The organism is Nocardiopsis algeriensis, assembly GCF_014203695.1.
GTDB lineage: Bacteria > Actinomycetota > Actinomycetes > Streptosporangiales > Streptosporangiaceae > Nocardiopsis > Nocardiopsis algeriensis.
This window is the reverse complement of sequence record NZ_JACHJO010000010.1, coordinates 1-11359: the sequence shown is the minus strand read 5'-3', so window position 1 is coordinate 11359 and position 11359 is coordinate 1. Positions and strand designations below refer to the sequence as shown.

Genomic DNA, 11359 nt, shown 5'->3' with positions numbered 1-11359 from the left:
GCGCGGTGGGTTCCGCGACCGTGACGACCGTGGCCGTGACGACCGGGGCCGTGACGACCGTGGCGGTCGGGATTTCCGCTCCCGCGATGACCGCGGTGGTCGGGACTTCCGTGAGGGCGGTGACCGTCGCGGTGGCTTCCGCGACCGCGACGACCGGGGCCGTGACGACCGCGGCGGTCGGGACTTCCGTTCCCGCGACGAGCGCGGCGGCCGGGACTTCCGCGGTGGACGCGACGAGCGCGGCGGCGACCGCCGCGGGGGCGGCCGTGACGAGCGCGGCGGCCGGAACTTCCGTGAGGGCGGTGACCGTCGCGGTGGGCACCGCGAGGACCGCAGCTCCTTCCGGCGTGACGAGCGCGGCGACGACCGCCGCGGCGGCTTCCGCGACCGCGACGACCGGGGCCGCGACGAGCGGCGTCCCGCACGCAAGTCCGGCAACCGGCACACGGCCGACCTGCCCGGCGGGCGCAAGGTCGCGACCGGCGGCATCAGGAGCGAGAACCAGCTCTCCAAGGCCGCCCGCGAGCGGCTCGCCGCCCTGCGCTCGGAGTACGACCCCAAGGACGAGGACCGGCCCGACGACACGCGCGACAACTACGTCGACGTCGAGGGCGGCATCCGCCTCCAGAAGGCGCTGGCCGCGGCCGGCGTCGCCAGCCGCCGCGCCAGCGAGGAGATGATCGCCGCCGGACGCGTCAGCGTCGACGGCCAGACCGTCCGCCGCTTCGGCGCCCGTGTCGACCCCGAGAAGTCGGAGATCCGTGTCGACGGCATGCGGGTGGTCACGGACCGCGACAAGCTGTACTTCGCCCTGAACAAGCCGCGCGGTGTCGTGAGCACCATGTGGGACCCCGAGGGCCGCCCGACCCTGGCCGACTACACCGGCCAGACCGACGAGCGGATCTTCCACGTCGGCCGTCTCGACACCGAGACCGAGGGCCTCATCCTGCTCACCAACGACGGCGAGCTCGCCAACCGGCTCACGCACCCGCGCTACAAGGTCGTCAAGACCTACATCGCCAAGGTGCCCGGCCCGGTTCCCCACAGCGTGGTGCGCGAGCTGAAGGCGGGCGTGGAGCTGGAGGACGGCCCGGTCGAGGTCGACTCCTTCCGCGTGGTGGAGAACGACGCTCCCAAGGCGCTGGTGGAGATCCGGCTGCACGAGGGCCGCAAGCACATCGTGCGCCGCCTCATGGAGGCCGTGGGGCACCCGGTCTCCGACCTGGCACGCACCCAGGTGGGGCCGATCAACCTCAACGCCCTCAAACTGGGCACGATGCGCGCCCTGAACCCCCAAGAGGTGAGCGAGCTCTACAAGGTCGCGGGCCTCTGACACCCTCTCCCTCCCGAGGGGAGGGGCACCTCCGACCGGGACCCGGTCGCTACAGTTGACGGCAGCCGCATCCGGAGAACTCCGGGTGCGGCTGCCGTTCCCTGCTCTCCATCGGGGCGGCCGGAGAAGCAAGACGAAGGCGGGAAAGATCGTGGCGGTACGGGCCATCCGTGGTGCGGTTCAGGTCGATGCGGACGAACGCGAGCAGGTGCTGGAGGCCACGGCCGAACTGGTCTCCGAGGTGATGGGACGCAACGGGCTGACGGCGGACGACTTCATCAGCGTGCTGTTCACCGCCACCCCCGACCTGAAGAGCGAGTTCCCGGCACTGGCCGCGCGGGGGCTCGGATTCACCGACGTACCCCTCATGTGCGCGACCGAGATCGACGTCCCCCACGCGCTGCCGCACGTGGTGCGGCTCATGGCGCACGTGGAGACCGACCTCTCACGCGCGCAGATCCAGCACGTCTACCTGCGCGGGGCCCAGGCCCTGCGTCTGGACATCGCACAGTAGGAACGCCCCGGGGCGCCGCTCGCGGCGTGCGCCGTCCGGGAGGCACACCCTAGGCTGGGGGAACAAGCGTGTGTCGTGGGGCGGGGGAGCAGTGGAGAGCAGCAGGCAGACGGGACACCGTCCCGAGGTGCACCGGGTCGCCGTGATCGGCACCGGGCTGATCGGGACCTCGATCGCTCTCGCCCTGCGCTCGCACGGCGTCGACGTCCTGCTGTCCGACCCCGACCCCGCGTCCCTGCGCCTGGCCTGCGACCGGGGCGCCGGAAGGCCCCTGGACCGGGAACCGCAGGGGCGGCCCGCCGACGTCGCGGTGATCGCCGCTCCGCCCGCCGTCGTCCCGGCGGTGCTGCGCGAGGCCCAGGACCGCGGACTCGCCCACGTGTACACGGACGCCGCCAGCGTGAAGGCGAGCGTGGCGGCCGAGGCCGAGCGCCTGGGCTGCGACATGGCCACGTTCGTACCCGGCCACCCCATGGGAGGCCGTGAGAAGCAGGGGCCCGGCGCGGCACGCGCCGACCTGTTCCTGGGCCGCTCGTGGGCCCTGTGCCCCACCGGCAAGGCCGACGCCGCGAGCACCGCCCTGGTCGCCGAGATCGCCCGCCTGTGCGGTGCCGACCCCCTGGTGGTGGACGCCGCCGCGCACGACCGGGCGGTGGCGCTGGTCTCCCACGCCCCCCACGTGGCCTCCTCCGCGGTGGCGGCCCGGCTGCTGGCCGGTGACGAGACGGCCCTGTCCCTGGCCGGCCAGGGCGTGCGCGACGTCACCCGGGTGGCCGGCGGCGACCCCGCCCTGTGGACCGAGATCCTCGCCCACAACGCCGCTCCCGTCGCGGACGTCCTGCACGCGGTGGCGGCCGACCTGGCCGCGGCCGCCGAGGCGCTGCGCGGTGCGGCGGCCGGGGACGGCGGCCGGGACCCGTCGGCCCTGGAACCGGTGCGGGACCTGCTCTCGCGCGGGCGCGGCGGCCACGGCCGCATCCCCGGCAAGCACGGCACGGTCAGAAGGCCCGACTACACCGTCATCCCGGTGGTCATCCCCGACGAGCCGGGGGCGCTGGGCCGCCTTTTCGCGGCCGCCGCGGACGCCGGCGTCAACATCGAGGACGTGCGGATCGAGCACACCCCGGGCCTGCCGCTGGGTGTGGCGGAGCTGTACGTGCTGCCCGGTGCCGTGGACATCCTCGCCCTGGCACTCTCCGACGGGGGATGGTCGGTCCACCCGGGCGCCTGAGGCGGCCCCGGCCGGCGCGTGGTCGGCCGGGTATGTCCGCGGCGGTACGCTGTGGCGTGGCTTCGGCCGAGGACGGTGGGTCCCGGTCGCGAGGAACGAGGGAGTCAACGGCAGTGAGCGCGCAGGACACAGGCGGGGGAATCGTCATCGCCATCGACGGCCCCTCCGGGTCGGGCAAGTCGAGCACCTCCAAGGGTGTGGCCAGGGCGCGCAACCTGCGTTACCTCGACACCGGTGCCATGTACCGGGCCCTGACCTGGTGGATGCTGGAGAACGGCGTGGACGTCTCGGACGCCTCCGCCGTCGCCGCCGCGGTCGAGCGGCCCACGATCGAGATGGGCACCGACCCGGCCGCGCCCACGGTCGCGGTGGACGGCCGCGACGTGGCCGCCGAGATCCGCGGCAAGGAGGTCACCGGCAGCGTCAGCGCCGTCTCGGCGGTTCCCGAGGCCCGCGAGCTGCTGGTGCGCATCCAGCGCGAGATCATCGCCCGGGCCAGGGCCGAGAGTGCGGGTATCGTGGTCGAGGGCCGCGACATCACGACCGTCGTCGCCCCCGACGCACCGGTCAAGCTGTTCCTGACCGCCAGCGCCGAGGCCCGTGCCCAGCGGCGCAGCAAGGAGGTCCGCACCAGCGACGTCGCCGCCACGCAGGCGGCCCTGCTGCGGCGCGACCGGCTTGACTCCAGCCGGGCCCACTCACCGCTGACGCGGACCGAGGACGCCGTCGAGCTCGACACCACCGGGCTGAGCCTGGACGAGGTGGTGGAGCTGGTGGTCGGGCTCGCCGACGAGGCCGTCCAGAAGGCCTGACCCGCGGGGGAGACCCCGCACACGTACCCGGGCGCCGCCGGCGCCCGTTCCGACCGGGCGGATCCCGACAAGGGGCCGTCCGGTTCTTCACGCACTCCCCGCGGCACGCATCCTGGGCGCGCGGGGACCGAGGACCGGGAGCAGTACATGAGTGAGTTCGACGTCTCCGAGGCCGACTCCGGCGAGGAGCAGGCGCAGACACTGCCCGTGGTGGCCGTGGTCGGCCGCCCCAACGTCGGCAAGTCCAGCCTCGTCAACCGCATCATCGGCCGCCGCGAGGCCGTGGTGGAGGACGTGCCGGGTGTGACCCGCGACCGGGTCGCCTACGACGCCGAGTGGCAGAACACGCAGTTCACGCTCGTCGACACCGGCGGCTGGGAGACCAGCGTCAGCGGTCTGGCCGCGATGGTCGCCCGCCAGGCCGAGTACGCGGCGCAGACCGCCGACGTCATCCTGTTCGTGGTCGACGCCACGGTCGGCATCACCGACGCCGACGAGGCCGTCACCCGTGTGCTGCGCGCCACCAAGCGCCCTGTGGTGCTGGCCGCCAACAAGGTCGACGGCAGCATGCAGGAGTCCGACGCGCTCGGCCTGTGGAACCTGGGTGTGGGCGAGCCCTACCCCATCAGCGCCCTGCACGGCCGCGGCACCGGCGACCTGCTCGACGCGGTCGTGGCCGCCTTCCCCGAGCAGCCCCGGGGCGAGGACGAGACCGACAGCGAGGACGGGCCGCCGCGCGTGGCGCTGCTGGGTCGCCCCAACGTCGGCAAGTCCAGCCTGCTCAACCGGCTCGCCGGCGAGGAGCGTGTGGTCGTCGACTCCGTGGCGGGCACCACCCGCGACGCCGTCGACGAGCTCATCGAGCTGGGCGGCAAGACCTGGAAGTTCATCGACACCGCCGGTATCCGGCGCAGGTTCCGCGCCCTGCAGGGCGCCGACTACTACGCCACCATGCGCACCGGCGCGGCCCTGGAGCGGGCCGAGGTCGCGGTGGTGCTGATGGACGTCAGCGCCCCCCTGGCCGAGCAGGACATCCGCGTGGTGGAGCAGGTGGTGGAGGCCGGGCGCGGCCTGGTGCTGGCCTTCAACAAGTGGGACGTCCTCGACGAGGAGCGCCGCGTCTACCTCGAGAAGGAGATCGACCGGCAGCTGGGGCGGGTGGCCTGGGCGCCGCGCGTCAACATCTCGGCGAAGACCGGCCGCCACATGGAGCGGCTGGTCCCGGCGATCGAGACGAGCCTGGCGGGCTGGTCGCAGCGCATCCCGACGGGGCAGCTCAACAACTGGCTCAAGGAGCTGGTGGCCCAGACACCGCCGCCGGTGCGCGGCGGCAAGCAGCCCAAGATCCTGTTCGCGACGCAGGCGGGGGCGCGCCCGCCGCACTTCGTGCTGTTCACGACCGGGTTCCTGGAGGACAACTACCGGCGCTTCATCGAGCGGCGCCTGCGCGAGGACTTCGGGTTCGAGGGTTCGCCGGTGCACCTGAGCATGCGCATCCGGGAGAAGAAGAACGCGACCCCGGGCCGGGCCTCCAAGGGCAGCGTCCGCCCGGACCGCAAGCAGCGCCCGCGCAAGTAGCCGATCCGGCCCCGCCCGCCGAGGGCGGGGCCCCGCGAGCCGCCGAGGAGGACGCGGTGCACAAGGTACTGGTGAGCGCCTGCCTGGTGGGGCGCCCCGTGCGCTACGACGGCAGGGCCAAGGCCCTCGGCGGCGACCTCGTCGCCTGCTGGAGGGCGGAGGGCCGCCTGGTCGTGCACTGCCCCGAGGTCGCCGGCGGTCTGCCGGTGCCCCGCCCGCCCGCCGAGATCGAACCGGGGGCCGGTGCCGCCGACGTACTGGCGGGCCGGGCCCGCATCCTCACCCCGGACGGGGACGACGTGACCGCGGCCTTCGTCGCGGGGGCCCGCGCGGCCCTGGAGACCGCGCGCCGGCACGGCGCCTCGGTGGCGGTCCTGAAGGAGTCCAGTCCCTCGTGCGGCCTGCACGAGGTCTATGACGGCACGTTCGGGGGCCGCAAGCGGCCGGGCCCGGGCGTGACGGCCCGGCTGCTCCTGGACAGCGGGATCGCGGTCTTCAGCGAGGACGAGCTGGAGGCGGCCGCCTCCCACGTGCGAAGCCTGGAGGCTCAGAGCACCGCGTAGCGGATGCAGGCGAAGTCGCCCGAGCGGTGCACGTCCTGCACCCTCAGGTCCGCCCGTCCCGCCAGCAGCGGCTTCCCCGAACCCAGCGTGACCGGGGCGATGGAGACCACCACCTCGTCCAGAAGGCCCAGGCGGGCCAGGTCGGCGGCGATTCCGCCTCCGCCGACCAACCACACGTCGCGTCCGCCGGCCGCCCGCGCGATCTCCCGGTGCAGGTCCCGCAGCGCCTGGTCGCTGTCGGCGGCGGCCAGGCGCACGTCGCCCCCGGCCTGCGGCAGCTCCCGGTGGGTGAGCACCCACGTGGGCAGGTCGTAGGGCCAGGACGACTCGTGGCGCAGGGTCCACTCGTAGGTGGAGGCGCCCATCACCATCGCCCCCACGCCCTTCATGAACTCCGCGTGCTCCTCCAGGGCGGCGTCGCCCTCGGCGGCGAACAGCCACTCCAGGGAGTGGTCGTCGGTGGCGATGTAGCCGTCCAGGCTGGTCGCGGTGTTGTAGACGGTTTTCATGATGTGCCTCCGTGTCGTTGCTGAAGCCAGGCGAGCGGGTCCCCGTCGTCCACCTTTGTGCCCTCGCCGCGCAGCATGTGCCGCACGAGCAGCCTGCGGTGCGCCGAGAAGGTGAGCACATGGGCGACCACACCGCCCAGGGTGAAGCTCTCGGGCGGATCGCACAGGGCGTCCACGAGCCGGTCGCCGAAGGCGTCGCGGCGGCCGATGTCGGCGACCGCGGCGATCCACCGCGCTCCGGAGCGCTCGTGGCGCTCCAGCAGCGAGGCGGGGTCGTCCGCGCCCGGTTCGGGGGAGTCGGCGCCCTCGATGGAGGCCAGCCACATCTCCTTGGTCCGCACCAGGCGCTCCAGGACCGCGGCCACCGACTCCTCGGGCCCGTCCCACGGCAGGACCACCTGCCCGGGTGCGCGGACCCTGCGGTAGGCCTCCTCGGGCAGCTCGGCGGCCAGCCGCAGCAGGCGGCCGGTGTCGTCGACGTCGTGGTGGACCTGGAGGGCGACGAGGTCCATGCCGCTGTCCCTTCTCGGGTTCTGCTCGATCCACAGGTGGACCGGGGGGTGGAAGTGGATGCCGTTCGGCGCGGGCAGCCAGGTGGGGCTCCCCGCCGAGGTGGCCCCCGGAGGGTGCCCGAAGGCCCGCCCGAAGGCGCGGATGAACCCCTCCACCGACCGGTACCCGGCGGCGAACGCGGCATCGGTGACGCTCGCGCCCTGCGTGATCTGCCACGCGGCGCGCTCCAGCAGCACGCGCCGCCGCAGCGCCACGGGTGACTCGCCGGTGTCGCGCGCCAGCCGGCGCGAGAAGTGGAACGGGGAGGCGAAGGCGCGGCCGGCCATGTCGGCCAGGCGGGGGCTGTCCTCCTCCAGGACCGCGTCCAGCAGTTCCCGGAGCCGGTCACGTCCGGTGGTGGGCTCGCTCATGGAGCCAGTATGTGCGCGCGGGCCCCGTCCGCGCTTGACCGTTCTTGCCCGTCCCTCCGCCGGAAAAGACGGCGCGAGCGCCCTTCCGGATGCGGTAGAGTTTCGGGTGCCGGAGGCGCACAGCCACCCGGCGAACGGGACGTAGCGCAGTTTGGCAGCGCACTTGACTGGGGGTCAAGGGGTCGTGGGTTCAAATCCCGCCGTCCCGACAGCGAAGTAGCAGGTCCGAGAAGGGCCCGCCGTGAGGCGGGCCCTTTTCTGCGTCCTCGGTGGGGTGCAGGTGGGGCTGAACCGGGGCCGGGTGGGCCGTCAGCCCACGTCGTGCAGGATTTTGTCCGTCGCCCGTGCTCCGGATCGAAGTACCGGTCGGAGTTGGTGGCGGTAGACGCGTTCGGTGGTGTCGGTGCCGTTGTGGCCCACGAGGAGTGAGATCTCCTCGATGTTCACGCCGTGGTCGGAGAGCAGTGGCACGAAGGTGTGGCGCAGCTCGCGCGCTGTCCATTCGTTCTGGTCGAGTCCTACCTTTCTCATGACGGTGCGCAGGTCCCGCAGGACGTTGTGGTGGTCCAGCGGTGTCCCGTGCCTGGTGCAGAACACCAGGTCATTGTTCTGCCACAGTTCGGTGGCCGCGAGACGCTCTCGGGCCTGCATCGCCTTGTGGGCGGTGACCGCTTTGACGGCGATACGGGACAGTTCCAGGGAGCGCCGTGACCGTCGGGTCTTGGTGTCCCCGTCCCCGCGCACCGAGGTCCACACATGGATTGTGGGGACCGTGTCGTCGGTGTCGATCTGCTCCCACCTCAGCGCCCGGATCTCCTCGGTCCGGGCTCCGGTGACGATGGAGAGCACCAGGTAGGCGTACCACCGCGTGCCTTCCGCCGCCTTGAGCACCGCCACGGCCTGTTCCAGCGTCATGGACTTGGAGGGCCGTCCGGGCTTGTCGCCCTTGCGCCTGCCCCGCTGGTCCAGCCGGGCGAGTTCGGCGACGTTGCGGGCCACCATCTCCTGGACCTGTGCGTAGCGGATGGCGCGTTCCAGCAGGTTGAGCACCAGCCGCAGCGTCCGTGAGGACAGGTGCGGTTTGCGGCCCCGGAGCCAGGCGAGCACATCGGCCACCCGCAGTTCGGCCAGCAGGTACCGGCCGAGGTAGGGGGTGATGTGCGTACGCGCGAGCCGTGTGTACTTGTTGCGTGTGGTAGGTGCCAGATCTGCGGTCTGGTCTTGCAGGAACTCCGCCACGCAGTCGGCAACGGTGTAGCGGGCGGGGGAGTTGACCCCCTGATCCAGCTCTTCCAGGACCGTGGACAGCTTGTCGTAGAGGGTGTGCTTGTTCTTGCTGCTGACCTTCTTGACCTGGCAGCGGCCGGTGTGCGGGTCCTGGCGGAGGCGGATCTCCGCGCGCCAGAGCTTACGTGTCTTGTCGAGGTGGACCGACACGTCGGGCCGGTCGGCCAGGTCTGCCCTGGTGGGCTTGCGTGGTGTTCTGGGCGCCACTCCTCGTCTTTCCCGGGAACGGTCCCATCCAGCCTAAGCGGATGCCTGCTTCTCTACGAGGTGGTTGATGTAGGTCTCCAGGGCGGAGCGGAGGACGAGGCGTCGCCGGCCGATGCGGACGGAGGGGAGCTGTCCGTTGGCGATGAGCTTCTCGACGGTGGTGGTGCCCAGGTTGAGCGCTCGGGCGGTTTCCTGGACGGAGTACGCGACTTTGTGTTCCACACCGGGGTCCCTTCGTGCGGGTGGGCTTCACTTCCTGGTCGCGATCGGGGGCCTGATCGGGTTCAGGCGGGGTGCGGAAGGCGTGCGTACGCACTACGGGCCCTGCCGCTGGAAGCGGCAGGGCCCGAAGAAGAACGGAGATCCGTTGTGTTCATGCCACTGGTGGGGTGGTGTGTGGGGGGAAGGGGGCGGCTCTACGCGGCCGGACCCTTGACGGCCGTGAGGAGCGCTCCCCACTCCAGCCGGGATGCTTCGATATGGCCGAGGGAGCGGTTCTGGGTGTCTCGGATGGCGGCACCGGCGGATGTGCGTCTGGCCTCCACGCACTGTCCACCATTGCCGTGGGAGTAGGTTGACGTCCCCCACTCAGTCTTGAGACTCATCTTCGTGCTTCCTTCGATGGAGGTTGAGGAGTTTGAGGGACTCCTCCGGCGAGAGAGCGACTCCCAGGAGATCGCTGAAAATCCTATCCATCCTGCTGACCTCTGGATCTTCGTTCACCATCCTGCCCGTCACCCCGTCTTCCACGTACAGGGCGTCAGCCTCACCGTTGAAGCTGAGAAGGGTGAAACTCGTGGTGGAGGGCGGTTGCCTGGTCTTCGTGGGGATGATGTGTACCCTGATGAGGTCGCGCTCCACCATTTCCATCAGATGGGTGATCTGGGCTGACATCACATGAGGTCCGCCGGTGCAGCACATCAACACCGCTTCGTTGAGGATGAGGATCATCCGGGGAGGATCTTCGCGGTTCCAGATCTCCTGCCGGTCCATCCGGCCGGACACCAGCTCCTCGACGTCCCTGGCAGGGCCCAGTGAGTTGTTCGCCTTGATCAGCGTCCGTGCGTAGTCCTCTGTCTGGACCAACCCGGGAACCACCGTGGTCTCGAACTCCCTCATGAGGGAGGTGCGGCCTTCGGCCTTGACCAGATCCGAGGCCCAGTCGGGGTAGGACTTCTTGGAGTTGAGCCTGTCCCAGAGGGTAACCAGGGACTTTCCTTCGGGGAGGGCCTCGGCCAGCTTCACCGCCATGTCGCGGCCCGGCCAGTGTGTTCCCTGCTCGAATCCGCAGATCAGCGTGTCCGAGCACCGCACGGCAGTGGCGACGGACTTCTGTGTTCTGTTGGCCTTGGCCCGGAGGACCTTGAGTTCGGTTCCCCATTCCTTTGCGTGTGGCCTGACCTTGCGTTTCGCCATGACACCACCAAATTCCACCAAGCATCAACAACAGGCAACCGGACTTATCCGATGTTCTCACCTGTTCAGGCGCCCTAGGTTGTCTTTCCTTCCTCCCGGAAGATCTTCCTGTAGCCCCTCGAAGTTCGGTCCGGTGAATGAGGGAATTCAATAGCTCTTCGGGAGATAAGGGACATGAGTGAAACCAGGGAGGCCGCGAAGCGTCTGTGCCACTGGGCGGATGAAAACGGTCTGAAGGCGCTGCCGCACCCCGGCCAGGTGGTCGAGCTGAAGAAGGGGAAGCAGAGTCAGCACATCCGCCTGTCCAGGGCGGAGGGCGGTTGGTTCTGGTTCTGGCTCTGGGAGCCGTTCCGTACCGAGCAGGACGTGTGGGAGACGGAGAAGGGCCTGCCCATGGGACAGGAGCGGGACATGGTACGCCGGGCGCTGGCCGTGCTGGAGATCGCCGAGGCGGGGGAGAAGGTGACATGAGCTCACATGAGCTTCCCCGCTACCTCGCGGAGGTCCCGCCCGAGGTCGCCAACACCCTCGCAGAGACCGAAGGCGTCGAGAGGGTCACCTGCCGGCAGGTCCTGTGCTCGGCAGTCGGGCTGCTCAACCTCAAGGAGCGTGGCACGCTCTTCTTCGCCAACGGCGGCGCGGTACTCGTCCGCCCCGGCCAGAAGATGATCACCTTCTCAGAGCTGCGGAGGGACGATCTGCCCAAGCGCTACCTCTGACCTCGCACGGCTCGGAACCCCCAACCCCTCCCACCGGTTCTCCGCTGGGAGGGGTTTCCCTTGTGAGCATTTGCCGTTTTCCCGCATAAGCGACTATGAGGGGGTATCGAGTGAAGTCTTTTCTGAAGAAATGCTCAGGCGTTCCTGCTGCGAACGCGGCTGGTTGCAACAGTGAGCCTTTTTCATGCTGAAGGTGCAGGTCACAGCCCCGTACCGGTCTCCCTGAACCCCTTCTGAACAGCAAGAAGCCCCTGGTAGGTGGGTTAA

14 protein-coding genes and 1 tRNA gene are annotated in these 11359 nt (G+C 70.6%); 9 read left to right on the top strand and 6 right to left on the bottom strand.

Annotated elements, in window-relative coordinates; translation table 11 throughout:
* The 6 genes from FHS13_RS16420 to FHS13_RS16395 all read left to right on the top strand — a co-directional run.
* Window positions 1–1333 (top strand): pseudouridine synthase (locus FHS13_RS16420; RefSeq protein WP_184292813.1); only part of this gene is annotated, 1333 nt, incomplete at its 5' end.
* Between the two features lie 151 nt (window positions 1334–1484).
* Complete coding sequence (gene aroH / locus FHS13_RS16415; RefSeq protein WP_184292812.1) at window positions 1485–1847, top strand: chorismate mutase; 363 nt, start codon at window positions 1485–1487, stop codon at window positions 1845–1847.
* A gap of 91 nt (window positions 1848–1938) precedes the next feature.
* Window positions 1939–3078 (top strand): prephenate dehydrogenase, encoded by a 1140-nt coding sequence (locus FHS13_RS16410; RefSeq protein ID WP_184292811.1) that lies wholly within the window; start codon window positions 1939–1941, stop codon window positions 3076–3078.
* A gap of 113 nt (window positions 3079–3191) precedes the next feature.
* Entirely contained in the window at window positions 3192–3890 is a 699-nt protein-coding gene (gene cmk, locus FHS13_RS16405; protein WP_184292810.1) for a (d)CMP kinase, read from the top strand.
* Window positions 3891–4037: 147 nt separating this feature from the next.
* Window positions 4038–5468 (top strand): ribosome biogenesis GTPase Der, encoded by a 1431-nt coding sequence (gene der, locus FHS13_RS16400; protein ID WP_184292809.1) that lies wholly within the window; start codon window positions 4038–4040, stop codon window positions 5466–5468.
* A gap of 56 nt (window positions 5469–5524) precedes the next feature.
* Window positions 5525–6031, top strand: a complete 507-nt coding sequence (locus FHS13_RS16395; protein WP_184292808.1) for a 2-thiouracil desulfurase family protein — start codon at window positions 5525–5527, stop codon at window positions 6029–6031.
* On the opposite strand, the gene FHS13_RS16390 is transcribed toward FHS13_RS16395, so the two are convergent.
* Together FHS13_RS16390 and FHS13_RS16385 are read right to left on the bottom strand one after the other, a co-directional pair.
* Window positions 6016–6543: a dihydrofolate reductase family protein gene (locus FHS13_RS16390; RefSeq protein WP_184292996.1), complete on the bottom strand. Its 528-nt coding sequence runs from the start codon at window positions 6541–6543 to the stop codon at window positions 6016–6018. The two genes, FHS13_RS16395 and FHS13_RS16390, sit on opposite strands and share 16 nt — an antisense overlap.
* On the bottom strand, window positions 6537–7463 hold the full coding sequence (locus FHS13_RS16385; protein ID WP_184292807.1) for a helix-turn-helix domain-containing protein: 927 nt from the start codon (window positions 7461–7463) through the stop codon (window positions 6537–6539). The genes FHS13_RS16390 and FHS13_RS16385 overlap by 7 nt, the downstream gene beginning before the upstream one ends.
* Before the next feature lie 135 nt (window positions 7464–7598).
* On the opposite strand from FHS13_RS16385, the gene FHS13_RS16380 reads away from it, so the two are divergent.
* Window positions 7599–7672 (top strand) — tRNA-Pro (locus tag FHS13_RS16380).
* A 100-nt stretch (window positions 7673–7772) separates the two neighbouring features.
* Here the strand turns inward: FHS13_RS16380 and FHS13_RS16375 are convergent.
* The 4 genes from FHS13_RS16375 to FHS13_RS16360 all read right to left on the bottom strand — a co-directional run bounded on the left by FHS13_RS16375 (window position 7773) and on the right by FHS13_RS16360 (window position 10373).
* The gene (locus FHS13_RS16375) at window positions 7773–8957 is read right to left on the bottom strand and encodes a tyrosine-type recombinase/integrase (protein ID WP_184292806.1); all 1185 of its coding nucleotides are present in this window, start codon (window positions 8955–8957) and stop codon (window positions 7773–7775) included.
* Window positions 8958–8990: 33 nt separating this feature from the next.
* Window positions 8991–9179, bottom strand: a complete 189-nt coding sequence (locus FHS13_RS16370) for an excisionase family DNA-binding protein (RefSeq protein ID WP_184292805.1) — start codon at window positions 9177–9179, stop codon at window positions 8991–8993.
* 194 nt (window positions 9180–9373) lie between these two features.
* Entirely contained in the window at window positions 9374–9562 is a 189-nt protein-coding gene (locus FHS13_RS16365) for a DUF397 domain-containing protein (RefSeq protein WP_184292804.1), read from the bottom strand.
* Complete coding sequence (locus FHS13_RS16360) at window positions 9546–10373, bottom strand: helix-turn-helix domain-containing protein (RefSeq protein WP_184292803.1); 828 nt, start codon at window positions 10371–10373, stop codon at window positions 9546–9548. The genes FHS13_RS16365 and FHS13_RS16360 overlap by 17 nt, the downstream gene beginning before the upstream one ends.
* A 174-nt stretch (window positions 10374–10547) precedes the next feature.
* On the opposite strand from FHS13_RS16360, the gene FHS13_RS16355 reads away from it, so the two are divergent.
* Together FHS13_RS16355 and FHS13_RS16350 are read left to right on the top strand one after the other, a co-directional pair.
* Entirely contained in the window at window positions 10548–10844 is a 297-nt protein-coding gene (locus FHS13_RS16355) for a hypothetical protein (RefSeq protein WP_184292802.1), read from the top strand.
* Complete coding sequence (locus tag FHS13_RS16350) at window positions 10841–11092, top strand: hypothetical protein (RefSeq protein ID WP_184292801.1); 252 nt, start codon at window positions 10841–10843, stop codon at window positions 11090–11092. Before FHS13_RS16355 ends, FHS13_RS16350 begins: the two co-directional genes overlap by 4 nt.
* The last annotated feature ends 267 nt before the right edge of the window (window positions 11093–11359 follow it).

Coding starts and splice junctions, on each gene's coding strand:
- FHS13_RS16365 (WP_184292804.1), bottom strand. CDS start 9,562: ATGAGTCTCAAGACTGAGTGGGGGACGTCAACCTACTCCCACGGCAAT.
- der (WP_184292809.1), top strand. CDS start 4,038: ATGAGTGAGTTCGACGTCTCCGAGGCCGACTCCGGCGAGGAGCAGGCG.
- FHS13_RS16355 (WP_184292802.1), top strand. CDS start 10,548: ATGAGTGAAACCAGGGAGGCCGCGAAGCGTCTGTGCCACTGGGCGGAT.
- FHS13_RS16360 (WP_184292803.1), bottom strand. CDS start 10,373: ATGGCGAAACGCAAGGTCAGGCCACACGCAAAGGAATGGGGAACCGAA.
- FHS13_RS16350 (WP_184292801.1), top strand. CDS start 10,841: ATGAGCTCACATGAGCTTCCCCGCTACCTCGCGGAGGTCCCGCCCGAG.
- FHS13_RS16385 (WP_184292807.1), bottom strand. CDS start 7,463: ATGAGCGAGCCCACCACCGGACGTGACCGGCTCCGGGAACTGCTGGAC.